Origin of the sequence: uncultured Roseobacter sp., assembly GCF_947493125.1 — a bacterium.
GTDB lineage: Bacteria > Pseudomonadota > Alphaproteobacteria > Rhodobacterales > Rhodobacteraceae > Roseobacter.
The window spans coordinates 277,128-300,883 of the sequence record NZ_CANLQB010000003.1 but is presented as its reverse complement, the minus strand read 5'-3'; the positions used below and the strand labels follow the sequence as shown (position 1 = coordinate 300,883).

Below are 23,756 nucleotides of genomic sequence, written 5' to 3'. Positions count from 1 at the left end.
TGTTGACGACAGGTGAACGCGACCACGGCGGCGGACTGGATGCTGCGATTGCGAAGTTCGGCGGCAACCGAATCGGCTGGATCGACCTGTCGACCGGCATCAACCCGCACCCCTACCCGGTCTCCCGGCTGCCCTCCGCGGCCTGGGCCGCCCTGCCCGATACCGGCGCTGCGGCTCGTCTCGAGGCGGCGGCGCGGAGCTTCTGGCAGGTCCCGGACATGGCCGCGCTGCTGGCCGCGCCCGGCGCCTCGGCCGTCATCGCGCAGATCCCGCAGCTGCTGCCGCGGGGCACCGTCTGCATACCCGGGCCCACCTACAACGAACACGCCGCCGCTTTCGCCGCCCACGGCTGGCAGGAGGTCGAGACCGCGCCCGCCATCGCACAGGTTGTGGTGCATCCCAACAACCCCGATGGCACGCTCTGGACCTCCGAAACCCTGCCCGCGCGCGATGCCACGCTCACTGTGATCGACGAAAGCTTCTGTGATGTCGACCGCACCCAGTCGTTGATCTCCCTGGCCGACAGCCCCGGCACGCTGGTGCTCAAGAGCTTCGGGAAATTCTGGGGGCTGGCGGGGCTGCGCCTTGGGTTCGTCGCGGGCGATCCGGCGCTGATCACCCGGCTGCGCGAGCGGCTGGGCCCCTGGGCGGTCTCCGGTCCCGCGCTGCATCTGGGGGTCGCGGCGCTGACCGATCCGCAGTGGGCCCGCGACACCCGCACCCGTCTGGCGGAGGACGCCGCCCGTCTCGATGCGCTCATGCAGATCGCAGGGGCCCGGGTGCTGGGCGGCACCACGCTCTTCCGGCTGTACGAGGTCACGGACGCCAGCGCCTGGCAAACCCGCCTCGCCTCACATCGGATCTGGAGCCGTGTCTTCCCCTACAACCCGCGCTGGCTGCGCCTCGGCCTGCCGCACCGCCTGCACTGGCCGCGCCTCGAAGCCGCGCTGGCATGAGCGCCGCCGCCCTGCTGATCTGCGCGCTGCTGCTCGACGCGCTGCTGGGTGAGCCGCGCTGGCTCTGGGACCGTGCGCCGCATCCCGCCGTGCTGATGGGCCGGCTCGTCGCAGCACTGGACCGACGCGTCAACGCCGGCACGCATCGCCGTGCGAAGGGGGCGCTCTGCGCCTTTCTTCTCTGCCTCACCGGCGTGGTCTCCGGCTGGCTCCTCCAACACCTCGGCCCCTTTGCCGAGATCCTCATCGCCGCCATCCTGCTGGCTCACCGCTCGCTGACCGAGCACGTCGCACAGGTCGCCCGCGGCCTGCGTCGGTCGCTGCCTGAGGGCCGCCGCGCCGTCGCCCTGATCGTCAGCCGCGACACCGCGGCCATGGATCAAAGCCAGATCAGCCGCAGCGCCGTCGAGAGTGCCGCAGAAAACCTCTCCGACGGGGTCATCGCGCCTGCGATCTGGTTCCTGGTCGCCGGGTTGCCCGGCCTGATCACCTACAAGCTCATCAACACCGCCGACAGCATGATCGGCTACCGCACCCCCCGGCACGAGGCCTTCGGCTGGGCCGCCGCGCGGCTCGATGATGTGCTGAACCTGATCCCCGCGCGCCTGACCGCCCTGCTCATCGCCGTGCCGGCCGGCGTCGCTGACGCCCGCGGCATTCGCGCCGATGCAGCCAAACACCGCTCGCCGAACGCCGGCTGGCCCGAGGCGGCCATGTCCCGCGCACTCGGCATCGCGCTGGCAGGCCCCCGGGCCTATGACGGCGAGATGCGCGATTATCCTTTTGTAAACCCCACCGGCCGTAAGCTGCTCACATCGGTGGACATCGAAGCCAGTATCGCCATGCTGTGGCGCGCATGGGCCCTCTTTGTCGCCTTTTGCACCGTAATTGTTGCCGTTCAATTCTTGGGAGACCCCTGATGCGCCTGCCCCTCCTCGCTGCTCTTATGTTCACCCTGCCCGGCGTCGCAATGGCCTGCGGGGGCAGCTTTTCCGGCTTCGTGACCGACCTCAAGGCCGAAGCGGTCCGGAAGGGCCACGATCGCGGCACTGTCGATCAGTTCTTTGCCAGCGTCCGGCAGGACCAGGCCGTGCTCAAGGCCGACCGCGCGCAAGGCGTCTTCCAACGCCCCTTCCTCGACTTCTCACAACGCCTGATCTCCGCAGACCGGCTCAAGCGCGGCCAGACCAACGCGCGCACATACGACGCCGTCTTCGACCAGATCGAACGGCGCTACGGTGTGAGCCGCGGTGTCCTGCTGGCCTTCTGGGCCTTCGAGACGGACTACGGCGGCTTTCAGGGGGACTTCAACACAGTCAACGCGCTCGTGACGCTCTCTCACGACTGCCGGCGCCCGGAACTCTTCCGCCCGCAGGTCTTCGCCGCACTGGAACTTTTCGAGCAGGGCGGCCTTGATCCGCGCACCACCACCGGCGCCTGGGCGGGCGAGATCGGCATGGTCCAGATGCTGCCCCGCGACATCATCGAAAACGGGGTGGATGGCGACGGCGACGGTAAGGTTTCGTTAAAGACCTCGCCCACCGATGCGCTGATGTCCGGCGGCAAGATGCTGCAGAGTCTCGGCTGGCGTGCCGGAGAGCCCTGGCTGCAGGAGGTCACCGTGCCCGCCACTATGGACTGGTCGCAAAGCGGGCTGCGCACCCAGAAGACCGCCGCGCAATGGGAGGCGCTCGGCGTCCGCGCCCGCACCGGCAGCCTGACACGCGGGCTCCAGGCCTCGCTGCTGCTGCCGCAGGGTCACAAGGGCCCGGCCTTCCTCGCATATCCGAATTTCCGCGTCTATTTTGAATGGAATCAAAGCTTTACCTATGTTCTGACCGCCGCTTATTTCGGCACACGTCTGGAAGGCGCCCCGGTCTATGATGCCGGAAGCCCGGATCCGGGCCTCAGCGGCGCCCAGATCAAGGAGCTTCAGCGCAAGCTGCAGGCCCGCGGTCATGATGTGGGCAAGGTCGATGGCATCCTCGGGGCCCGCAGCCGTGCCGCGGTGCAGGCCGAACAGAAACGCCTCGGCCTGCCAGCGGATGCCTGGCCCACGCCCGCGCTGCTCTCACGGCTCTGACGCCCGCGGCGTTTACCTTTCTTTACGAGCGCGGGGCTATCTTCTCCGCTGAACTCACATTCAGGTTTGTCACTTCATGACCCTGTGCGCCCCAAAGCCACAGGGTCTTTTCTTGGGCCGCCCTAATCCGCCAACGGTCGGATCGGAAAGCGCTCCCCTCTCTCGGTCAGCATGACGATCCGGTCGCCACTCTGAACATAGCGGTCACAGCGACCAAACCCGTTGCGATAGTCGATGCACACGGTCCCGTCGGCCTCGACCCGATAGCGCCCAAAGGCCGATGCGCCACTGGCATAGGTGTAGGAATAGGCCCCGCCCGCCGAGAATTTCGACCGCCCGTCATCATAGAAGACCAGGGTCCGCCCTTCGGTCAGGGCCGCGACCTCTTCCCGCGTCAACAGACGATCCTGCGCACGCAACGCCCAGTCCTGCGCCAGCACCGACACCGGACAAAAGGCAGCCACAAGAGCAAGATACCGCAAAGACATGGCGGCCACCTTACCGCAGCGCAGGACACATCCAAGACACGTTCCGGTGACCGCAGGCAGGTGCGGTGGGCTTTCAGGCCACCGCCGGCGCAGGCTCACGCCACCAGTGTCTCCGCCCTCTTCAGATCGACCGAGACCAGCTGGCTCACGCCCTGCTCCGCCATCGTCACCCCGAAGAGCCGATCCATCCGCGCCATGGTCACCGCGTGGTGCGTGATGATCAGAAACCGCGTCTCCGTCCGGCGGCACATCTCGTCGAGCAGATCGCAGAACCGGGTGACATTCGCATCATCCAGCGGCGCATCCACCTCGTCGAGCACACAGATCGGCGCGGGATTGGCCAAAAACACCGCAAAGATCAGCGCCATCGCCGTCAGCGTCTGCTCCCCGCCCGACAGCAGGCTCAGCGTCGAGAGCTTCTTGCCCGGCGGCTGGCACATGATCTCCAGCCCCGCCTCCAGCGGATCGTCGCTCTCCACCATCACCAGATTGGCCTCACCGCCGCCGAACAGATGCGTGAACAGCATGGAGAAGTTGGAATTGACCTGTTCAAACGCGGTCAGCAGCCGCTCGCGCCCCTCCTTGTTGAGGCTGGCAATCCCGCTGCGCAGGGTCTTGATCGCCTCCTCAAGATCGGCCTTTTCCCCTGTCAGGGTATCGTAGTCCGTCTGCACCTCGGCGGCATCTTCCTCGGCGCGCAGATTGACCGCCCCCAGCGCATCGCGCTGTCGCTTCAACCGGTTCACATCCGCCTCCAGCGCATCTGCGCGCGGCATGTCGTCGGGTGTCACCTCCAGTTGCCCCAGGAGCTGGTTGGGCGTCACCTGCGCCTCATCCGCAATCCGCTCCGCCGCCGACGCCACCGTCTCGCGGGCCGCCTCGCTGCGCGCCTCCGCCCCGGCACGCGCCTCACGCGCCTCCGACGCGGTGCGCTCGGCGTCGCGCTCCGTCTGCGTGGCACCGCGCAGCACAGTCTCCGCCTCCGACAGCGCATCGGCACTCTGCGCCTTGCGCACCTGCGCGATGGAAATCGCGTCACTCATCTCCAGACGCTTCGCGGCAATCTCCTCGGGCGCAGCCTCTGCCAGCGTCAACTCCTCCTCGGCGGAGGCCTTGCGCGCCACCAGCTCGGCCGAGCGCTTCGCCGCCGTCTCGAGCCGGTGCCGCCAGCCGCTGATCTCCTTGGTCACTTCCTGCGCCCGCCGGGTGCGCGCCTCCCCTTCGCGGCGCAGCTCATCATGGGCCGAGCGGCGCGACATCATGGTGATCCGCGCAGCCTCGACCGCCATGCGCACCTGCTCGACCAGCGCCCGCGCTTCCTCCAGATCGCCCAGTTCCTCCAGCGCGCGCTCGGCCTCCTTCAGCCGCGTGCGCGCCGCCATCGCCTCTTCCTCATGCCGCGTCACCGCAAGCCCGAGCGACTCCAGCCTGCCCTCCGCAAGATTGCGGTCCGCCTCCGCACGGCTCAGCTGGCGCCCGGCCTCCGCCATCAGCCGGTCCGCCGCCCGCCGCGCATCACGAGCGCGCTTGTCGGCCTGGGTCAGCTCTTCCAGCTCCTCTCCAAGCCGCAGATGTGCCGCCCGCGCGCCATCGGCCCGCTGGGTCGCAGCCTCAAGCCCCTGCTTCAGCTCCTCCAGCCGGTTCAGCTGCTGCAGCCGCAGCGCCGCCGCCGAGGGCGCATCCTCGGCCCAGGCGCGGAACCCGTCCCAGCGCCACAGATCGCCCTCAACCGAAACCAGCCGCTGCCCCGGCCCGAGCGCGGCCTGCAACCGCGACCCCTCATCTGCCTCCACCAGCCCGATCTGACTGATCCGCCGCGCCAGAACCTCGGGCACGTCGACAAAGAGCGACAACGGCTTCACACCTGCAGGCAAGGGCTGGTGCCGCTCATAACCCGGCAACGCGGCCCATCCCGACGGCCCATCATCCGCCACCTCGGGCGCGCGCAGATCATCGGCCAGGGCCGCCCCCAACGCCTTTTCATAACCCGCGGTCACCTGCAGCTGGTCGAGCACCTGTCCGCCCTCCGTGGTGTCCCGCTCCACCAGCTTGGCCAGCGCCCCCGCCTCGGCCCGCAATGCGTTCATCTCACCTTCGGCTTCCGAGCGCTGCGCCCGCGCCTCCGCCTCCCGCGCCTGTGTCTCCGCGCGCGCGTCTTCCGCCGCGATCAGGGCCGCATCGGCGGTCTCGGCACTGGCCACCGCCTCTTTCTCCGCAGCTTCCGCCGCCACGAAATCCGCCCGGGCCCGGGCCAGCGCCGCCTCGCTCGCGGCCACCGCGTCGCGCGCTCGCGCCGCTTCGGCCTCGGATTTGCCCAGAGTCTTCCGACTGTCCTCCAACACCCGCTGCGCCGAGCCGTGCCGTGCGGCAAGCCGCGCCATATCCTCGGTCTGGGTCGACATATCTCCTTCACGGGTCTGCAGCACCGCCGCCGCCTCGCGCGCCGCCTCTGCCGCCTCGGCCAGATCCGCCTCATGGCCCTCCGAGGCCTTGGCAAGCTCCGCCGCTTCCCATTCGAGCCGCGCGATCGTCTCGCCCGCATCGCGGTTCAGCCCGCCTTCGCGCTCGATGTCATGGCCCAGTTGCGCGATCCGACCCGTCAGCGTCTCGATCAGCGCCAGCGCCCGCGCCTCCTGCTCGTTCAGCGTGTCGCGCTCGACGGTCAACCGCTGCAACACCGCCGCGGCAATCGCCTCTTCCTCGCGCAGGGGCGGCAGGGCAGCCTCCGCCGCTTCCCGTGCCTTGGCCGCCTGACGCACCGCTGCTTCGGCCTGCGCCGCCTCGGTCACCTTGCCGCGCAGCGCATCCTCGGCCTGGGCCCGCGCCTCATCCGCCTCGCGCCAGCGGCGATAGAGCAGCATGCCCTCCGCCCGCCGCAGCGATGCGCCGATCTCGCGATACCGCGCCGCCTGCTTGGCTTGCCGCGCCAGCTGAGCCAACTGGCCTGCCAACTGCTCGATCACATCATCGACCCGCGCGAGGTTCGCCTCGGCACCCTTCAGCTTCAACTCCGCCTCATGCCGCCGCTGGTAGAGCCCGCTGATCCCCGCCGCCTCTTCCAGAACGCGCCGCCGGCTCTTCGGCTTAGCATTGATCAGCTCCGCAATCTGCCCCTGCCGCACCAGCGCGGGGCTGTGCGCCCCCGTCGAGGCATCGGCAAAGAGCATCTGCACGTCGCGCGCCCGCACATCCTTGGCCCCAACCTTATAGGCGCTGCCCACATCGCGGGTGATCCGCCGCACGATCTCCAATTGATCGCTGTCATTGAACCCCGCAGGCGCCAACCGCTCCGAATTGTCCAGATGCAGCGCCACCTCGGCAAAGTTGCGCGCGGGCCGGGTCGCAGCGCCGGCGAAGATCACGTCTTCCATCCCGCCGCCGCGCATCGCCGTGGGGCGATTCTCGCCCATCACCCAGCGCAGCGCCTCCAGCAGGTTCGACTTGCCACAGCCGTTCGGGCCGACAACACCGGTCAGGCCGTCCGCGATGATCAGATCGGTGGGATCCACGAAGCTCTTGAAGCCGGTCAGTCTCAGTTTGGAAAAGCGCACAGCGGTCCGCCCTTTGATTCCTATGGTGCCTCAGCCTGCGGGCGCCAGCAGGGTGTGTCAACCAAAACACACCACACCCTGCGCGACAGGGCGGGTTATCCACAAGATATTGTTTCGGCACCGAGAGCAGCCCGCCGCGCACGCACATCCGGGCGTCGCAAAAAGGGTTTCCCATCCCCTCGAAGTGGTCATATAATTTGACCAAAATGGAGCAGACATGCCTTTCCGCCCCGTCCAGTCCGAAAAGCTTTCCACCGCCGTTGTCCGGCAGATCGAGCAGTTGATCCTGCGCGGCATCCTGCGCCCGGGAGAGCGGCTGCCGGCAGAGCGCGAATTGGCCGAGCGCCTGGGTGTGTCCCGCCCCAGCCTGCGCGATGCGATCAGCACGCTGCAGGAGCAGGGGTTGCTCAGCACCCGGGCCGGGGCGGGCGTCTATGTGGCCGATGTTCTGGGCTCGGCCTTTGCCCCCGCGCTGGTACAGCTCTTTGCCCGTCACGAGACGGCGGTCTTCGATTACCTGTCCTTCCGGCGCGACATGGAGGGGCTGGCCGCAGAGCGCGCCGCACGGCTTGGCTCCGACACGGATCTGCGCGTCGTGCAGACCATCTTCGAAAAGATGGAAGCCGCCCATGCCAAGCGGAACCCCGAGGACGAGGCCCGGCTCGACGCCCAGTTCCACATGGCCATCATCGAGGCGAGCCACAACGTCGTCATGCTGCACATGATGCGCTCCATGTACGAGTTGCTGCGCGAGGGCGTGTTCTACAACCGGCAGATCATGTTCAAACAGCGCGCAACGCGCGAGACGCTGCTCGACCAGCATCGCGACATCAACGACAGCCTGCAGGCCCGCGATGCCAACGCCACCCGCGCGGCGGTGGAGGCGCATCTCGACTACGTGGAGACCTGCCTGCAGGATCAGGTCAAGGCGGAGCGCAACGAGGAGGTGGCCCGCCAGCGTCTTGACCACGAGGTGCACGAGCGCTGATCCGCATGGCCTCTTCTCATCGGCGCCCTGTGTCCCCACGCTCCGAAACGACACCGTCCGTGATGGGCTGACACAAATGCAAAAGCCCGGCGCGGTGGCCGGGCTTTGCAACAGTCAAAAGCGGTTCGGGTCAGTGCAGCTTGGCATCCACTTCCGAGATCGCCTCGTCGATCAGCCCGTTGGCCTGCGCCGCCGTCATCTGCTTGGCGATCACCTCGCGGGCCACGGACATGGCAACGGTCACCGACTGGTCGCGCACTTCCCTGATCGCCGCGCTCTGAGCATTGGTGATCTGCTCTTCGGCCGCAGCCATCCGGCGCTCCAGCGACTTGGCCAGATCCGCGCGCGCTGCCTCGGCGGCGACGGTGGCTTCTTCCTTGGCGGCAGCCACAATCCGGTCCGCCTGCTCCTGCACCTCGCGCTGCTTGCGCTCATAGCTGGCAAGCAGGGCCTGTGCCTCGTCGCGCAGGCTGCGTGCTTCGTCGAGCTCCGACTGGATGCCCTCGGCGCGCTTGTCCAGCATCCCCGCCACCAGGCTCGGCACCTTGAAGTAGACAAGGATCGCAACAAAGAGGATCAGGCCCAGCAGCACCACAAAATCGGTGTTCTTGAGCGAGAAGAACGGCTTGTCGCCCGCCGCAAAGGCCGGGTTCGCGAGAAGCAGGCCAGCGGCCAGCGACAGGTGTCCGGTCAGGGTCCGCATGACGTTCATCCTTTCATCCGTGCGTCGACGGCAGCGGAAATCGCCTTGGCATCCGCTTGTCCGCCCATGGCCGCCACGATCCCCTGCGCGGTCTCGGCAGCGACCTCCTTCACGGCCTCCATGGCACCGGCCCGGATCTCGGCGATGGCCTTCTCGGATTCAGCCGCCTTGGCCGCGATCTCCGCATCCGCCTTGGCCATGGCGGCGTCCAGATCGCCTTGGATCTCGGCCTTGGCTTCCGCCACGATGCGATGTGCCTCCGCGCGGGCATCCACCAGCGCCTTCTCATAAGCCGCCTCTGCCTGTTCCGCTTTCGCCTTCAGATCCTCGGCAGCCGCCAGATCGCTTGTGATCGTGCCTTGCCGCTCCGCCAGAATGGCCGCAATCCGCGGCAGCGCGATGCGCGACAGAACGAAATAGATGACAATGAGCGTCAGAACCAGCCAGAAGATCTGGTTGCCCCAGGTCGAGAAATCGAGCTGTGGCATGCCCCCCGAGGAGGCGGCGTCTGCGCTTGGTGTTTCGGTTGCCATGGTGGTCTCCTTCGAGGCGGTCCCAGACATCGGGCAGCGCGTCGTCGCGCCGCCCGAGCGTAAGGAAAGTCGTCTCTAGAGCTTAGACGGCAAACATCAGCAGCAGGGCGACGAGGAACGCGAAGATCCCGAGCGCTTCTGCGAAGGCGATGCCGATGAAGAGCGTCGCGGTCTGCGAGGCTGCTGCGGAGGGGTTGCGCAGAGCGCCGGCCAGATAGTTGCCGGCCACGTTGCCCACCCCGATGGCAGCCGCGCCCGAGCCGATTGCCGCCAGACCTGCGCCGATATGTGCGAGTTCGCCTTCCATGTGAATTCTCCTTACGATTGGAAGTTGAGTAGAGTTACGGACGGATCGTCCGAATTAGTGATGCGGGTGCAGCGCGTCCTTGAGGTACACGCATGTGAGGATCGTGAAGACATAGGCCTGGATGAAGGACACCAGCACCTCCAGCCCGTACATCGCGGTGATCCCGAGCACCGCCACCGGGCTGACGGCGGCGATGGCCGCGAAGCCTGCAAAGACCTTGATCACCGCGTGGCCCGCCATGACGTTGCCCGCAAGACGAATGGAGTGGCTCACGGGCCGCACGAAATAGGAAATGATCTCGATGATCGCCAGCACCGGGCGCAGCGCCAGCGGGGCTGAGGACACCCAGAAGAGGCTCAGGAACCCCGCCCCGTTCTTCACGAAGCCCAGCACGGTCACGGTCAGGAAGACCGCGAGCGCCAGCACAACCGTGACCGCAAAATGCGAGGTCGGCGTGAAGGACGTGGGGATCAGCCCGAGGAAGTTCGCGCAGACAATGAACATGAACAGCGTCATGATATACGGAAAATACCGCAAACCTTCCTTGCCGCAGATGTCCTCGACCATCTTGTAAATGAAGCCATAGGCGAGCTCCGCAATCGACTGCGACCGGCTCGGCACAATGGCGCGGTGACGGCTGCCCAGAACCAGCAGGACGATGATGGCGATGATCGAAAAGCCCATCCACATCGCCGTGTTCGTCGGCGTGTACCAGGTCACCTCACCGCCGAACAACGGCTTGATGATGAACTGGTCCATGGGGTGAAATACCAGACCGCCTTCTTCCGCCTTATCCGCCATTCCCGGCTCCCTCGTCTTTCTTCTCGGCCTCTTCGGCCAATTTCTTCTCCTGGATCTCCTTGGCGGAGCGCAGCATCGTCTTGATCCCCGCCGCCAGACCCAGCATCGTAAAGAGCACCAGGAAGATCGGGATGGTCCCGAACAGGCTGTCGAGCCCGTATCCGATGCCGAAACCGATCCCCAGACCGGCCACCAATTCGATCACCATGCGCCAGGCCAGCTGCGCCTGTGAATAGTGTTCATCCTGCCGGGGCTTGGGCGCCTGACCCTGTTTTGCCGCCGCGATCCGGGCCTCAAGCTGCTCAAGTTGCCGCTTTTCGTCCGGGTCGGTCACGCGCAAACACTCCCTTCGGATGGTTGCGCCGTTGCTATTGCGCAGGGCGGGGTGAGTCAAGCGCACTGCCCAGAGTGTTGGAACTGGCACAAGTATCTGTAAAATTTCATATTTTTGGAACAATGAAAAGGCGGCGCGCGCTTTGCCGCAGCCCGGTTTCCGGCCAATTGGCGGTAAAGTCTTATTCAACCATATGGTTGATCGTCGTCAGATCGGCTCGTCCCGATGTGGTGCGGTGCGGTCCATCAGCCAATCCCGAAACAGGCGGACGGGCTTGCGCCGCCGCGCACCTTCGCCGAGTAGGAGATAGTAGCCCCCCTCGCGGAAACCGATGTCCGACAGACGCTGCAGCCGCCCGGCTGCCACATCGAGACAGGTGACCTCGCTCGAGGTCAGAAAGACGCCCTGCCCGGCCAGAGTCGCCTCGTAGGCCAGATAGGACCGCATCCGCCAGCCGATCGACGGCACGATCTCCGGGTCGTGCTCACCCGCGCAGGCAAACCAAACGCCCCAGGTCCCGGTCGAGCGGTCCCGCATCAGCGTGTGCCGTGCCAGATCGCGCGGGCGCGCCAGCGGCAGATCGACCAGGCCAGGTATTGCAAAAGGATGGAGCGGCGCGTTGCTGAGCAAAACCGCATCCGGGTCGGAGCCCGCCACCTTGAGAAACCGGATCGCGATATCCGCCTCATAGCGGCTCACATCGGCGAGCCAGCGAGAGCCCTCCAGCCGGATCTCGATCTCCGGATGCGCCGCGTGAAACTCCGACAGCCTCGGGATCAGCCATTTCGTGGCAAACAGCGGCTCGCTGTTGACCATCACGACACCTGCGGGCTGTTCGGTGACCCGATCCGTCGCCTCTGCAATCGAATCGAGGGCCGGGGTGATCTGCTCCAGATAGGCCGCGCCATCGACGGTCAGCTGAACTCCCCGCGCCAGATCGCGAAACAGCCGCGTGCTCAAACGGTCCTCGAGCCCCCGCACGTGTCGGCTGATCGCGGAATGGCTGACGCCCAGCTCCTCCGCGGCTCTGGAAAAGCTCTCGTGGCGCCCGGCGGCCTCAAAGGCGCGCAGAGCATTCAAAGGGGGGAGCCGACGGGACATGCCAATTTGTGCCTTTTTTGCACAGATCCAGTCAAGCAATTGATTTTGAAATCAGCGCATTCTTACAGCAGACTAGGCTCAAATCCTCGAATGGAGGCTCTACATGGCCAGTCTAACGCGTTTGCGCGCTCGCTCTTTTCTTGCATTTTGGTCACAAAAAAGTGCTTTGAAACAGATGAAGGGCTGGTTTCGGCGGCCCACGAAGGGGCTGAAGCTCGGTCAAATCGACGATCATCTCGCCCGCGATATCGGGCTGTCCCCCGCAGAGCTGGAGCGGCATCGGATGGAACTTCCGTCTCAAACCACCCACCACCCGCGCGGCTGACAGGCTTTCCCTGGTCCAGTGCCAGCGCTATGACGGGGCATGACCCGCGATCTTGATCAGGCCTTTGCAGCACTTGCGGACCCGACGCGCCGGGCAATTCTGACAATGCTTTTGGAAGACGATATGGCCGTCACCGATGTGGCCGAACCTTTCGAGATGTCGCTGGCCGCGATTTCCAAACACCTCGGGGTGCTCACCGCGGCCGGGCTGATCTCACAGGAAAAGCGGGGCCGCGTGAAGTGGTGCAAGCTCGAGCCGGACGCGCTGCGCGCCGCCTCGGTCTGGATGCAGGGATTCGGGCAGTTCGAGCCGGTGAACCTCGAGGCGTTCGAGCGGTTCCTCGCGGCCGAACTCCCGGATCAGAGCGCCTGAGCGCTCGACAGTGTCAGGTGGCGAGATTGATTACCGCCATCACCACAACAACAAGGCCAATAATGTAAATAATGCTACGCATGTTCAGGGTCCTTTCTCGTTTCGTTGAAAGCTCAACGTGAGAGCTGCGTCTTTGGTTCCCCTTGGCTTGTCGTTTCATCGCGAAGCAGCAGCGCCAGCGCCACCATGGTCAGCGCCACGCCCCCCAGCACCAGCGCGTGTGGCACCCCGTTGCCAAAGGCGATCTCCCACAGGATCACCCAGCTGGGCGTGAGGTAGGTATAGGCCATGACCTTGGCGCTCGGCAGGCGCAGCGTGGCGAATTGCAGCAGCACGAAGGTCGCGGCGGAGGCAAAGAGCGCCACATAGATCAGCGTGACCCAGACGATCCCCGGCAGCCCCCTCCAATCCGTCGCCAGAATGTCACGCCACGCGACCACGGTCAGCAGCACCGCCCCCGCCACCAGCATCCCGAAGGTGAACACGACCGCCGGCTCCCCCCGGTTCAGCTTGCGCACCATCGGCGTATAGGCTGCATGCGCCACGCACCCCAGAAAATAGATCGCCTCCCCCCGCCCCACCTCGAACGCCCGCAGCGCCGCGAAATCTGCCCGAAAAATCACCCAGAGCGCACCCACGGCGCCAATGCTCAAGGCGAGCGCCATGCGCGCCGTGGTGATCTGGCGCAAAAGCAGCCAGCCGAACCCCGCCGCCATCACCGGTGTCAGCGTGAAGACCGCCGCCGCACTCACCGGCGGTGCGGTCTTCAGCCCCTCGAACATCAGCACGAAGTAGATCGCGAAGGTCCCGCCCAACAGCGCATAGCGCCACGGCGCCCGGAAGGCTGTGCGCGGCACCCCGGTTGTGGCCAGCGCCGCCGCCCCGATCACCGCCGCGGCAATGACAAAGCGCGCGGCATTCAGCACCGCCGGATCAATCGCATTCGCCGCCTGCGCGCCCAGCGAGAACGACCCCGCCACCAGCGCCGAGAAGGTCAGCATCGCCAGATGCCCCTGCGCGCCAGGGCTCATGCGCCCCAGTCTTTCGACTGCTCCTTGAGGAAACTCAGAAAGGCCTGCACCTTCGTCGTCCGGTGCAGATCCACATGGGTGACCAGCCACAGCGGCGCCGACCAATCCTCCTGCCGCGGGATGACCTCCACAAGCTCCGGATCGTCCCGCGCATCCAGCACCGCCATGAAGCCGATGCCCGCGCCTGTCTTCACCGCCACATCCAGCGCGCGGGTGTCGGTGGAGCGGAAGATGATCGCCTCGGCAGGCACATGCGCGCGCAGCCAGCGATTGAACGGCGCCCGGCTCTGATCGCTGTCGTGCCCCACGAAGCGGTGCTGCGCGAGATCCGCCACCGACGCCGGTGTCCCATGCGCCGTCAGATAGCCACGGGTCGCATAGAGCCCCATCTGCTGATGGTGAAAGGTCTGCACCACATTGTCCGGCTGGTCCGGCGCGCTGCCCGCGCGGATCGCCACATGCGCCTCGCCGTACTCCAGCCGAAACAGCCGCTCGCCCGTGAGATACCGCACCACCACATCCGGATAAAGCTCCTGAAACCGCGCCAGCAGCGGCACCATGCGCGGCGCGAGGCTGATCAGCGAGGTGATCACCAGATCGCCCGAGACCTCATCGCCCAACCCCTTGATGCGGCCCGCCAACTGGCTGAACTGATCATCCGTCGCCTGCGCCACGCGCAGCAGATCCTGTCCCGCCTCCGTGGCGGTATAGCCCCGCGCGTGCCTCTGAAAGAGCTTCACGCCCAGCCGCCCCTCCAGCGCATCGATATGGCGGATCACCGTGGCATGGTGCACCCCCAGCACCTCCGCCGCCCCACTGACCGTGCCCATGCGCGCCACCTGATAGGCCGTCTTGATCTCGTCCCAGTTTTCCATGGCAGTCCACTCACCGAAGCTGTGCGCAACCGCACATCTGATGTGGAAGATCAAGAATTGCGTTCGAAATTGCAATAGGCATCTTGGAAGGCACCACGACATCCCCGATCCTCAACCAAGGACACGCCCCATGACACAGACCATTTTGCACATCGACGCCTCCGCGCGGACCGCAGGCTCCACGTCGCGTCAACTCACCGCCTCCATCGTCGAAAAGCTCGGCGGCGACGTGATCCGCCGCGACCTGACCGCCGCAATTCCACAGATCGACGAGAGCTGGGTGACCGCCAATTTCACCCCCGCCGATCAACGCACCGAGGCACAGAAAAACGCGCTGGCGCTCTCCGACACGCTGGTGGAGGAGATCAAATCCGCCGATGTGCTGGTGATTGGCGTGCCGGTCTATAATTTCGGCATCCCTGCGGCCCTCAAGGCCTGGGTCGACCAGATCGCCCGCGCGGGCCTCACCTTCAAATACACCGAACAGGGCCCCGAAGGCCTTCTTCAGGGCAAACGCGCGGTGATCGCCCTGGCCACCGGCGGCACGCCCGTGGGCTCCGAGATCGACTTCGCGAGCGGCTACATGCGCCACATCATGGGCTTCATCGGCATCACCGACGTCGAGATCGTCGCCGCCGACCGGCTGATGGCGGATGCCGAGAAAGCCATGGCCGAGGCCACCGCCCAGATCGCGGCGCTCGCCGCCTGACCGTCACGATGATCGGGGGCGGAGAAAAGCCGCCTCCGATCGCCGGGCTCAATGACAATGATAGGGTTGTAACCCGTCATGGCAGCATTGTCCCGGGGGCGAGCTTTTGTGGCACCCACCCCCATGCGACATCTCGGTGTTGTCCGGCCGCGGTAGGTCCGCCAAAGCCGCGAATGATGACGTCGCGGCCAAAGACACTGCGACCGAGGCCAGTTTCACAAGGCTCATATCCCTATCCCTACAGGTCGTAAGGTTGACCTTGATGGGGTTCGCGGCACTCCGCCTTGCGCCGGATCAACACAAGCCCGTGCCGTCGTCATGCACCTGTCTTCACCCTTCCCCAAATACTCAGACGCGCCGCGGGCCATCCGGGGCCGCCGCCACCCTCCTGCTCGGAAGCTGCCGCAATACCACCATTCTTTTGCGGCACACTTGCCGCATGAAGATTCTGATCGACACCCCCGACCTCCTGGTGCTGGAGCACCGCCCCATCCTGCTCGGCCTGTCCCTGACCGCGCTGACCCTGATCCTGGTCTTCGCGGCCCTGAGCAACTATGCCGACGGCTACGCCGCCAGAGGGCATTTCGTCCTCTTCCTCACCGCAGCACTCATGGGCCCCGCCTTCTGGTTCGCCATCGAGCGGGTCCAGGTCACTTTCGACCGGTCCGTGGGCACCGTCACCTGGCGCGCGCGCCGGTTTTCGGGCGAGCGCGTCACCACCCACGCGCTGGGCGAGGTGACCCGCGCCATGCTTCAGACCCGCAAGGGCAATCACGACACCGCCGACAGCCACCGCGTCGCCCTGGTGCTGGGGACCGAGCGGCTGGAAAACCGCCACGGGCTCACCCGCAGCTACCGCAGCGGGCCGCATGCCGAAAAGGTAGTCCAGCGCATCAACGCCTGGCTTGACTCGCGGTCCATCACCGCCTAAACGCCACCCAACATCCGGAAGCATCAGCCTTCCGGTCCCGAGCCGTTCGGGATCGCCCTCCGTCAGCGCGTCGCGCCCACGGGGGCGCTTTTCGTTTCGGTCCGGCCGGGACGTTTGTGCAATGACCGTGGGTTGCTTACATCAGAAGCATCCCGCAACCGACATCGAAGGGGGCCATGGCCCATGTTTGAAAATCTGTCCGAACGCCTCGGCGGCGTCTTTGACCGGCTCACGAAACAGGGCGCGCTGTCCGAAGACGATGTCACCACCGCCCTGCGCGAGGTGCGCGTGGCGCTGCTGGAGGCCGACGTCTCCCTGCCCGTCGCCCGCGACTTCGTCAAAGCCGTTCAGGAGAAAGCCACCGGGCAAGCGGTCACCAAATCGATCACGCCGGGCCAGCAGGTCGTCAAGATCGTGCACGATGCGCTGATCGACGTGCTGAAAGGCGAAGGCGAACCCGGTGCGCTGAAGATCGACAACCCGCCCGCCCCGATCCTCATGGTCGGCCTGCAGGGCTCCGGTAAGACCACCACCACCGCCAAGCTCGCCAAACGCCTGACCGACCGTGAGGGCAAGCGCGTGCTGATGGCCTCGCTCGACGTGAACCGCCCCGCCGCGATGGAGCAGCTCGCCATTCTCGGCCAACAGATCGGCGTCGACACCCTGCCCATCGTCAAGGGCGAAGACCCCGTCGCCATCGCCAGGCGCGCCAAGACGCAAGCGGGCCTCGGCGGTTACGACGTCTATATGCTCGACACCGCGGGTCGGCTGCACATCGATCAGGAGCTGATCGCCCAGGCCGCCGCCGTGCGCGACGTGGCCAACCCGCGCGAAACCCTGCTCGTGGTCGATGGCCTCACCGGTCAGGACGCGGTGAACGTCGCCACCGAATTTGACGACAAGATCGGCGTCTCCGGCGTCGTGCTGACCCGGATGGACGGTGACGGGCGCGGCGGCGCGGCGCTGTCGATGCGCGCCGTCACCGGCAAGCCGATCAAATTCGTGGGCCTGGGCGAGAAAATGGACGCCATCGAGACCTTCGAGCCCGAGCGCATCGCGGGCCGCATCCTGGGCATGGGCGACATCGTGGCGCTGGTCGAGAAGGCGCAGGAAACGCTCGAAATCGAACAGACCGAGCGCATGATGAAGCGCATGACCAAGGGTCAGTTCAACATGAACGACCTCAAGATGCAGCTCGAACAGATGCTCAAGATGGGCGGGATGGAAGGCATGATGGGCATGATGCCCGGCATGGGCAAGATGGCCAAACAGGTCGAGGCCGCGGGCTTTGATGACAGCATCCTCAAGCGCCAGATCGCGCTCATCCAGTCGATGACCAAGAAGGAACGCGCCAATCCGCAGATCCTGCAGGCCTCCCGCAAGAAACGCATCGCCAAGGGCGCCGGCCTCGAGGTCTCCGAGCTCAACAAGCTGCTGAAGATGCAGCGCCAGATGGGCGACATGATGAAAAAGATGGGCAAAATGGGCAAAGGCGGTATGCTGAAACAGGCCATGAAGGGCATGTTCGGCAAAGGCGGCATGCCCGCGGGCATGGACCCCAGCCAGATGGACCCCAAACAGCTCGAAGCCGCGGCAAAGGCCATGGGCGGCAAGCTGCCCGGCGGCCTCGGTGGTTTGGGCGGTGGCGGCGGCATGCCCCTGCCCCCCGGCCTGTCTGGGTTCGGCAAGAAGAAATGATGCAGGTCGAGGACCATACCCTCATCCGCATTCCCACCCTGCGGACGGAGCGCTTCGTGATGCGCGCGCCGAAAGCCTCGGATTTCGAGGCCTATGCCGCCTTTCGCAGCTCCGACCGTGCGGTGGGCGTGGGCGGGCCCTACACGCGCGAGCAGGCCTACGACAGCCTCTGCGGCCTCATCGGCCACTGGCAGGTCGAAGGCTACGGCCGCTGGATGGTCACCGACGCTGACGACACCCCGCTCGGCGTGGTCGGGCTGATGAACACACCGGCCTGGCCGGAACCCGAAATCGCATGGTCGGTCTTCGCCGACGCCGAGGGCAAGGGGGTCGCCTATGAGGCCGCGCTGGCCACCCGCACCTACGCCTACACCGTGCTCGGCTGGTCCACGGTCATCAGCTGTGTTCTCAAGGACAACACCCGCAGCCACGCGCTGGCCAAACTCCTGGGGGCCACGCGCGACGGCAGCTTTACCGCACCCGACCTTGGCGAGCTTCTGATCTACCGCCACCAACCGGCGAGGGATGTCGCATGATCACCTGCACCGTCCGATATGAAATCGACCCGGCCAAGCTCGACGCCTTCGAACGCTATGCCCGCTTCTGGATCTATAAGATCGCGCAGATGGGTGGCACGCACCACGGCTATCACATGCCCCACGAGGGCCCGAACGACATCGCCTACTGCCACTTCTCCTTCCCGTCGCTCGCCGCCTACGAGGACTACCGCACCCGCATGTGGGAGGATGAGGAGTGCCTGGCCGCCTACGCCCTGGCCACCGAAACCCAATGTATCCGCCGCTACGACCGCTCCTTCACGCGACCCGTGCTCGACGGCGCCCGCCCCACCGATCTCGGCCTGATGTAACGTGACCACAGCCCCCGTCATAACCAACGGCCGTGTGCGCCTGCGCCCCCATGTCCTGGACGACATGGAGGCCTTCTGGTCGTTCTACCAAAGCTCGCGCGCTGAGTTCATGGACCGCCCGAACACCCGCACCCACCTGTGGTACGGCTTTGCCTCCGAGGTCGGCTCCTGGCAGCTCACCGGCATGGGGGGCTGGGGCATCGAGGTCGAAGGCGCTCTTGCAGGACAGGTCGCCGTCACCCACCCGCCCCATTTCGCCGAGCCGGAACTCGGCTGGGTCCTCTTCGACGGCTTCGAAGGCCAAGGCATCGGGTTCGAAGCAGCAACCCTTGCGCTCGACTATGCGCGCAGCACCATCAAACCCGCCTCGCTGGTCAGCTACATCCACCGCGACAACGCGCGCTCCATCGCGCTGTCCAAACGGCTGGGCGGCACCCACGATCCAGCGGGCGAAACGCACGACGCCGATGATGTGGTCTACCGCTACGAGGTCGCCGCATGAGCTTCGCCTGCGAAACGCCCCGCACCGGCCCCGCCGCGATGTTTGCGCTGCACCTGCAAGGCCAATTGCCGCTGCTGGCGACCGACCGCCTCTTGCTGCGCGCGCCCAAGGTCGAGGACTTCGACGCCTTCGCCCGCATCGCCTGCACCGAGCGCGGCCAATATTTCGGCGGCCCCATGACGCGCGAAGACGCCTGGGCGGACTTCACGCAGATGACCGCCACCTGGCTGCTGCACGGCCATGGCATCTGGACCATCGGACGTGGCGGAGAAATCGCAGGCTTCGTCCTGCTCGGGTTTGAGCCGGGCGATCTGGAACCCGAGCTCGGCTTCCTGCTGCTGCCCGAAGCCGAAGGCTGTGGCATCGCCTTCGAGGCCGCGACCGCGGCGCAGCATCACGCCCTCAACGGCCTCGGCTGGACCACGCTCGTCAGCTACATCGACCCGAGCAACACCCGCGCCCAGCGCCTCGCCACCCGGCTGGGTGCTGTGCGCGACGGCCTGGTCGACGACGCGCAGGTCTGGCGTTATGGCAGCGGGGGGGTCGCCGCATGACCCTCATCAAAACACCCACGCTCGAGACCGACCGCCTGATCCTGCGCGGCCCGAAAGCCTCCGACGCCGAGGCCTTCATGGCGTTCTACGCCACCGAGCGGTCGCAGTTCACCGGGGGCCCGATGACACCGCGCCAGGCCTGGAATTTCTTTGGCACCGAAATCGGCCATTGGGCGATCCACGGCTTCGGCATGTTCATCGTCACCCGCAAAGGCTCTGACGCCCCCTTGGGCATCGTCGGCCACTGGTACCCCTGGGGCTGGCCCGAAAAGGAAGTGGGCTGGGTCCTCTTCGAGGCGGCCAGCGAAGGCCAGGGCATCGCCTTCGAGGCGGCAAAGGCCTGCGTCGACCACGCCTGGCGGGTCCTGAAATGGCCGACCATCGTCAGTTACATCGCCCATGGCAACGACGCCTCCGTGGCGCTCGCCAAACGCCTTGGTGCCTTGCTCGACGAGGAGGCCGTCCAGCCCAAACCGGAAACACCCGGCTACGTCTACCGCCACCCCCGCCCGGAGGGTCTGGCATGACGGGCCTCCCTTCATTCTTCCCAAAATACTCCCGCCGGAGGCGATCCACGATCTCAATCTGCTTTGAGGTCGCCCAATGAGCATGCAAATCCCCACATTGGAGACCCGCCGTCTCGTCCTGCGCGGCCCGGAACCGGAAGACTATCCCGACTTCAAGGCGACCTTCACCAGCTACCGCGCACGCTTCATGGGCGGGCCGCTCAACGCCTATGAGGCCTGGATGCTCTACGCCGCCGAAATCGGCCACTGGCAGATCCGCGGCTACGGCATGTGGATGATCCACGACAAGGCCAGCGGTGACACCTTCGGCATGGCGGGTGGCTGGAAACCCGCGAAATGGCCCGAGGCCGAAATCGCCTGGGTGATCTGGCCGGATCGCGGCGGCAAGGGTTACGCGCTCGAAGCCACCCATGCCGTCCGAGGTTACCTCTATGACCAACTCGGCTGGGAGACGGCGGTCAGCTACATCGACCCCAAGAACCTGGACAGCATCCGGCTGGCCGAGCGGCTGGGTGCTGCGAAGGACCACGACGCGGCGACCATCGACGGCAATGACGCGGTCTACCGCCACCCCGCGCCCGCCGAGATCATGGGCTCGCAGCTCGCGCATGGGATCGAAATGGAGATCAGCCACTACGCCGATCCGCTCTTCAAACCGAAAGGCTGGGCCATTGACTAGACCTTACCACAGCGCGCGCCGCGCACCGACGTTATACCGACGTGATACCGACGCGATACCGACAGGCCACAGACGTCGGATTTGGGGGTGCGCATGACCGACGCTGCAACCCGCGCGGCAGAGGTGCTGAAAGAGCACCGCGCCTCCATTGACCGCCTCGATGCGATCCTCGTCTATACGCTCGGCGAGCGGTTCAAACACACGCAGGCTGTGGGGAAACTCAAGGCTGCACACGACCTTCCCCCGTCCGATCCCGCGCGCGAAGCCGCACAGATCGAACGGCTCGAAGATTTGGCGAACCGGGCCGATCTCGACCCCGAATTCGCCAAGAAGTTCCTGAACTTCATCATCGCTGAAGTCATTCAGCACCACAAACTTCACCAAACCTAGGGTGGCCTGAAAGCCCACCCTACCTGCCGATTACAAAGGACACACACTATGGCTATGAAAATTCGTCTTGCCCGCGGCGGCTCCAAAAAACGCCCCTTCTACCGGATCGTTGCAGCCGACAGCCGCATGCCACGCGACGGCCGCTACATCGAGAAACTGGGCACCTACAACCCGCTGCTGCCGAAAGACAGCGAAGAGCGCGTGAAGATGGACGTCGAGCGCGTCCAGCACTGGCTCAGCCAAGGCGCGCAGCCCACCGACCGTGTCGCCCGCATGTTGGAAGCCGCTGGTCTGAAAGAGAAAACCGAGCGCAACAACCCCAACAAGGGCACACCTGGCAAGAAAGCGCAGGAACGCGCAGAGGAGAAGGCGGCCAAGGCTGCAGACGCCGCTGCTCCGGCTGAAGCCCCTGCGGAAGACGCGCCCGCAGAAGAAACCACCGAGTAAGGCATGTACTGCCGGGCTGCCCCGTTTTTGGGGCAGCCTGTCTCCGGATGCCGTCTGCAACATCGAGGATGGCCGCTGAGGTGCCTCATGTTTCGCCCGATCCGCACGCTCATGCTGGTGCTCGTCGCCTTCCTCGCCGGCCTCTTTGTCGAGCGGGCCAATCAGCGTGACAGCTGCCTTGATCGAGGCGGAGCAATGTCCGAAGGTCTCTGCATAGGAGTGGACGAATGATGTCGGAGAAGGTCTGTGTCGGTGCCATCGGAGGGGCTTATGGGGTGCGCGGCGAGCTGCGCATCAAGAGCTTCTGCGCCGTGCCCGAAGATGTTGAAACCTATACGCCACTGACCACCGAAAGCGGCGAACAGACCTTTCATCTCGCCCTCATCCGGCCCATTAAAAACGGCTTTGTCGCCCGCATCGCGGAAGTCGCGACAAAAGAGGAGGCCGACGCGCTGAAAGGGACACAGCTCTTCGCACGCCGCGATCAACTCCCGGGACTGCCGGATGATGAGTACTACCACGCTGACCTGATTGGGTTGGACGTCCTGGACACCGGCGGTACGCTCTTGGGACGTGTCAAGACGGTTCTGGACCACGGCGCCGGTGATCTTCTGGAAGTCCAGCGCCCGGGATCCTCCGAAACCGTCCTGCTCCCTTTCACGCTGGCAGCCGTCCCCACTGTCGACATCGGCGTCGGGCGGATCATCGCCGACCCGCCCGAGGGCCTCTTCTGACATGAGCGACACGCCCAGAAGCCACGGTCGCAAGCGTCTTCGGCCCACCCTCACACCCCGGTCCCTGATGGACGAGACGGAGACGCTGGCTCGGGCGTGGCAGGCCCGGATCGTTACGCTCTTCCCCGAGGCATTTCCCGGCGTGCTGGGCCTGTCGCTGACGGGCAAGGCGCTGCAAGAAGGGCTCTGGCAGCTGCATACCCACAATCTGCGGGACTTCGGCATCGGCAAGCACCACAACGTTGACGACACACCGGCCGGTGGTGGCGCGGGGATGGTGATGCGTGCGGATGTGGTCGGCCCTGCCATCGCCGATGCACAGCAGCATGCGACAGGCCGCTGGCCGGTGCTCTATCTGTCGCCTCGCGGACGAGTTTTCGATCAAAGCATGGCCCGTGATCTTGCGCGCAGTGACGGCGTCACCCTGCTCTGTGGTCGCTTCGAAGGCGTCGATGAACGGGTTCTCGAACACTTCAGCATCACCGAGGTGTCTCTCGGGGATTTCGTGATGACAGGCGGCGAATTGGCGGCGCAGGCGCTCATCGATGCCACCGTGCGGCTGCTGCCCGGTGTGCTGGGGAATGCTGATAGTACGCGGGAGGAAAGCCATGCGGACGGGCTGCTAGAGCACCCGCACTACACGCGGCCCGTTGTCTGGGAAGGCCGTGCGATCCCCGATGTTCTTCAGTCCGGACATCATGGGGAGATCGCAAAATGGCGCCGGGAACGGTCCGAAGCGCTGACCCAAGAGCGCCGGCCTGACTTGTGGTCGACGTTCGCAGGAGAGGACTGAGCCTGGCACGCACCGAACCTTCGGCCTGCCGTTTGGATTGGGCTGCCCGGTTGCAGCCGCAAATCGGGCCAGTCTTGACTAAAAATCGACACATTGACCCGCGACCTTGGAGGCAACGTCAATCAGGGGCCACATCAGATGCCAAAACCGTCCGAAACCGCCGCGGCAGAAACCCGTAAGAACACGCAGCCGCCTGAGGATATCCGCTATACGCGCTTCACCCACACCAAGACACGCGCCGTCTTGGCCGCTCCGGTCGCTGCGATGTCGCTGTCCGAGCATGACGGGACCGTCCGCAGCATGTCGCGTCAACCAGCGTCCCGTGTGGCTGTGCCCGACTCGTTGCCGATTGACGAAAACGCTCACCTCTACGCGGATACCGGCGTTTCTGTTGCCGTCTTGCGGCGCGCTCTGCCGCAAAGATTTGCCGATCTGGTCTGAGACCCACGCGACCGAGAGCATCCCGGATCGGCTGT

At 65.6% G+C, this 23,756-nt stretch carries 31 protein-coding genes; 21 read left to right on the top strand and 10 right to left on the bottom strand.

The features are described from left to right. Positions 1–2 precede the first annotated feature (2 nt). From cobD to Q1A71_RS07950, 3 genes are read left to right on the top strand one after another with little or no spacing between them, the layout of a single operon-like run. The gene (gene cobD, locus Q1A71_RS07960; RefSeq protein WP_299673794.1) at positions 3–956 is read left to right on the top strand and encodes a threonine-phosphate decarboxylase CobD; all 954 of its coding nucleotides are present in this window, start codon (positions 3–5) and stop codon (positions 954–956) included. Continuing rightward, positions 953–1,876, top strand: coding sequence for an adenosylcobinamide-phosphate synthase CbiB (gene cbiB, locus Q1A71_RS07955; RefSeq protein ID WP_299673792.1), 924 nt, complete (start codon positions 953–955; stop codon positions 1,874–1,876). The genes cobD and cbiB overlap by 4 nt, the downstream gene beginning before the upstream one ends. Then, positions 1,876–3,039 carry a lytic murein transglycosylase gene (locus Q1A71_RS07950; protein ID WP_299673790.1) on the top strand — a complete coding sequence of 388 codons (1,164 nt, stop codon included), beginning with the start codon at positions 1,876–1,878 and terminating at the stop codon, positions 3,037–3,039. The genes cbiB and Q1A71_RS07950 overlap by 1 nt, the downstream gene beginning before the upstream one ends. A gap of 122 nt (positions 3,040–3,161) precedes the next feature. On the opposite strand, the gene Q1A71_RS07945 is transcribed toward Q1A71_RS07950, so the two are convergent. Together Q1A71_RS07945 and smc are read right to left on the bottom strand one after the other, a co-directional pair. After that, positions 3,162–3,527, bottom strand: a complete 366-nt coding sequence (locus Q1A71_RS07945) for a hypothetical protein (RefSeq protein WP_299673788.1) — start codon at positions 3,525–3,527, stop codon at positions 3,162–3,164. A gap of 95 nt (positions 3,528–3,622) precedes the next feature. After that, positions 3,623–7,078 carry a chromosome segregation protein SMC gene (gene smc / locus Q1A71_RS07940; protein WP_299673786.1) on the bottom strand — a complete coding sequence of 1,152 codons (3,456 nt, stop codon included), beginning with the start codon at positions 7,076–7,078 and terminating at the stop codon, positions 3,623–3,625. A gap of 217 nt (positions 7,079–7,295) precedes the next feature. Between smc and Q1A71_RS07935 the strand changes: the two genes are divergently transcribed. Next, a complete protein-coding gene (locus Q1A71_RS07935) occupies positions 7,296–8,066 on the top strand; it encodes an FCD domain-containing protein (RefSeq protein ID WP_299673785.1) in 771 nt (256 codons plus the stop codon). 130 nt (positions 8,067–8,196) lie between these two features. Here Q1A71_RS07935 and Q1A71_RS07930 read toward each other — a convergent pair whose 3' ends face one another. The 6 genes from Q1A71_RS07930 to Q1A71_RS07905 all read right to left on the bottom strand — a co-directional run bounded on the left by Q1A71_RS07930 (position 8,197) and on the right by Q1A71_RS07905 (position 11,845). Next, positions 8,197–8,769: a F0F1 ATP synthase subunit B gene (locus tag Q1A71_RS07930; protein ID WP_299673784.1), complete on the bottom strand. Its 573-nt coding sequence runs from the start codon at positions 8,767–8,769 to the stop codon at positions 8,197–8,199. Between the two features lie 5 nt (positions 8,770–8,774). Then, positions 8,775–9,302 carry a F0F1 ATP synthase subunit B' gene (locus Q1A71_RS07925; protein WP_299673782.1) on the bottom strand — a complete coding sequence of 176 codons (528 nt, stop codon included), beginning with the start codon at positions 9,300–9,302 and terminating at the stop codon, positions 8,775–8,777. An 82-nt stretch (positions 9,303–9,384) separates the two neighbouring features. Then, complete coding sequence (locus tag Q1A71_RS07920) at positions 9,385–9,609, bottom strand: F0F1 ATP synthase subunit C (RefSeq protein ID WP_011567586.1); 225 nt, start codon at positions 9,607–9,609, stop codon at positions 9,385–9,387. 54 nt (positions 9,610–9,663) lie between these two features. Further along, positions 9,664–10,410 carry a F0F1 ATP synthase subunit A gene (locus Q1A71_RS07915; RefSeq protein WP_299673781.1) on the bottom strand — a complete coding sequence of 249 codons (747 nt, stop codon included), beginning with the start codon at positions 10,408–10,410 and terminating at the stop codon, positions 9,664–9,666. Continuing rightward, positions 10,400–10,744: an AtpZ/AtpI family protein gene (locus Q1A71_RS07910; protein ID WP_299673780.1), complete on the bottom strand. Its 345-nt coding sequence runs from the start codon at positions 10,742–10,744 to the stop codon at positions 10,400–10,402. Before Q1A71_RS07910 ends, Q1A71_RS07915 begins: the two co-directional genes overlap by 11 nt. A gap of 207 nt (positions 10,745–10,951) precedes the next feature. Further along, entirely contained in the window at positions 10,952–11,845 is an 894-nt protein-coding gene (locus tag Q1A71_RS07905) for a LysR substrate-binding domain-containing protein (protein ID WP_299673779.1), read from the bottom strand. A 175-nt stretch (positions 11,846–12,020) separates the two neighbouring features. On the opposite strand from Q1A71_RS07905, the gene Q1A71_RS07900 reads away from it, so the two are divergent. Both Q1A71_RS07900 and Q1A71_RS07895 read left to right on the top strand, forming a co-directional pair. Then, on the top strand, positions 12,021–12,170 hold the full coding sequence (locus Q1A71_RS07900; protein ID WP_299673777.1) for a hypothetical protein: 150 nt from the start codon (positions 12,021–12,023) through the stop codon (positions 12,168–12,170). 39 nt (positions 12,171–12,209) lie between these two features. Continuing rightward, positions 12,210–12,542, top strand: coding sequence for a metalloregulator ArsR/SmtB family transcription factor (locus Q1A71_RS07895; protein WP_299673775.1), 333 nt, complete (start codon positions 12,210–12,212; stop codon positions 12,540–12,542). A gap of 113 nt (positions 12,543–12,655) precedes the next feature. Here the strand turns inward: Q1A71_RS07895 and Q1A71_RS07890 are convergent, their stop codons facing one another. Next, the gene (locus Q1A71_RS07890) at positions 12,656–13,573 is read right to left on the bottom strand and encodes a DMT family transporter (protein ID WP_299673774.1); all 918 of its coding nucleotides are present in this window, start codon (positions 13,571–13,573) and stop codon (positions 12,656–12,658) included. Then, positions 13,570–14,448: a LysR family transcriptional regulator gene (locus tag Q1A71_RS07885; RefSeq protein ID WP_299673773.1), complete on the bottom strand. Its 879-nt coding sequence runs from the start codon at positions 14,446–14,448 to the stop codon at positions 13,570–13,572. The genes Q1A71_RS07890 and Q1A71_RS07885 overlap by 4 nt, the downstream gene beginning before the upstream one ends. A 130-nt stretch (positions 14,449–14,578) precedes the next feature. Between Q1A71_RS07885 and Q1A71_RS07880 the strand changes: the two genes are divergently transcribed. The 15 genes from Q1A71_RS07880 (at position 14,579) to Q1A71_RS07810 (ending at position 23,721) form a co-directional block, all read left to right on the top strand. After that, positions 14,579–15,157: an NAD(P)H-dependent oxidoreductase gene (locus tag Q1A71_RS07880; protein ID WP_299673771.1), complete on the top strand. Its 579-nt coding sequence runs from the start codon at positions 14,579–14,581 to the stop codon at positions 15,155–15,157. Between the two features lie 439 nt (positions 15,158–15,596). Continuing rightward, entirely contained in the window at positions 15,597–16,088 is a 492-nt protein-coding gene (locus Q1A71_RS07875) for a hypothetical protein (RefSeq protein WP_299673770.1), read from the top strand. A 183-nt stretch (positions 16,089–16,271) separates the two neighbouring features. Then, positions 16,272–17,786, top strand: a complete 1,515-nt coding sequence (gene ffh, locus Q1A71_RS07870; protein WP_299673768.1) for a signal recognition particle protein — start codon at positions 16,272–16,274, stop codon at positions 17,784–17,786. Continuing rightward, positions 17,786–18,322, top strand: a complete 537-nt coding sequence (locus Q1A71_RS07865) for a GNAT family N-acetyltransferase (protein WP_299673766.1) — start codon at positions 17,786–17,788, stop codon at positions 18,320–18,322. Before ffh ends, Q1A71_RS07865 begins: the two co-directional genes overlap by 1 nt. Then, positions 18,319–18,654: an NIPSNAP family protein gene (locus Q1A71_RS07860; RefSeq protein ID WP_299673765.1), complete on the top strand. Its 336-nt coding sequence runs from the start codon at positions 18,319–18,321 to the stop codon at positions 18,652–18,654. The genes Q1A71_RS07865 and Q1A71_RS07860 overlap by 4 nt, the downstream gene beginning before the upstream one ends. Before the next feature lies 1 nt (position 18,655). Further along, complete coding sequence (locus Q1A71_RS07855) at positions 18,656–19,156, top strand: GNAT family N-acetyltransferase (RefSeq protein ID WP_299673764.1); 501 nt, start codon at positions 18,656–18,658, stop codon at positions 19,154–19,156. Then, complete coding sequence (locus Q1A71_RS07850) at positions 19,153–19,710, top strand: GNAT family N-acetyltransferase (protein ID WP_299673762.1); 558 nt, start codon at positions 19,153–19,155, stop codon at positions 19,708–19,710. Before Q1A71_RS07855 ends, Q1A71_RS07850 begins: the two co-directional genes overlap by 4 nt. Then, on the top strand, positions 19,707–20,237 hold the full coding sequence (locus Q1A71_RS07845; RefSeq protein ID WP_299673760.1) for a GNAT family N-acetyltransferase: 531 nt from the start codon (positions 19,707–19,709) through the stop codon (positions 20,235–20,237). Before Q1A71_RS07850 ends, Q1A71_RS07845 begins: the two co-directional genes overlap by 4 nt. 76 nt (positions 20,238–20,313) lie before the next feature. Further along, positions 20,314–20,916, top strand: coding sequence for a GNAT family N-acetyltransferase (locus Q1A71_RS07840; protein ID WP_299673758.1), 603 nt, complete (start codon positions 20,314–20,316; stop codon positions 20,914–20,916). Between the two features lie 93 nt (positions 20,917–21,009). Beyond that, a complete protein-coding gene (locus Q1A71_RS07835) occupies positions 21,010–21,306 on the top strand; it encodes a chorismate mutase (RefSeq protein ID WP_299673756.1) in 297 nt (98 codons plus the stop codon). A gap of 48 nt (positions 21,307–21,354) precedes the next feature. Continuing rightward, entirely contained in the window at positions 21,355–21,753 is a 399-nt protein-coding gene (gene rpsP, locus Q1A71_RS07830) for a 30S ribosomal protein S16 (protein ID WP_299673754.1), read from the top strand. An 87-nt stretch (positions 21,754–21,840) separates the two neighbouring features. After that, a complete protein-coding gene (locus tag Q1A71_RS07825; RefSeq protein WP_299673752.1) occupies positions 21,841–21,984 on the top strand; it encodes a hypothetical protein in 144 nt (47 codons plus the stop codon). Continuing rightward, entirely contained in the window at positions 21,984–22,487 is a 504-nt protein-coding gene (gene rimM, locus Q1A71_RS07820; RefSeq protein ID WP_299674316.1) for a ribosome maturation factor RimM, read from the top strand. Before Q1A71_RS07825 ends, rimM begins: the two co-directional genes overlap by 1 nt. A gap of 1 nt (position 22,488) precedes the next feature. Continuing rightward, positions 22,489–23,280, top strand: coding sequence for a tRNA (guanosine(37)-N1)-methyltransferase TrmD (gene trmD, locus Q1A71_RS07815; protein ID WP_299673750.1), 792 nt, complete (start codon positions 22,489–22,491; stop codon positions 23,278–23,280). Positions 23,281–23,418: 138 nt separating this feature from the next. Beyond that, positions 23,419–23,721, top strand: a complete 303-nt coding sequence (locus Q1A71_RS07810; RefSeq protein WP_299673748.1) for a hypothetical protein — start codon at positions 23,419–23,421, stop codon at positions 23,719–23,721. The last annotated feature ends 35 nt before the right edge of the window (positions 23,722–23,756 follow it).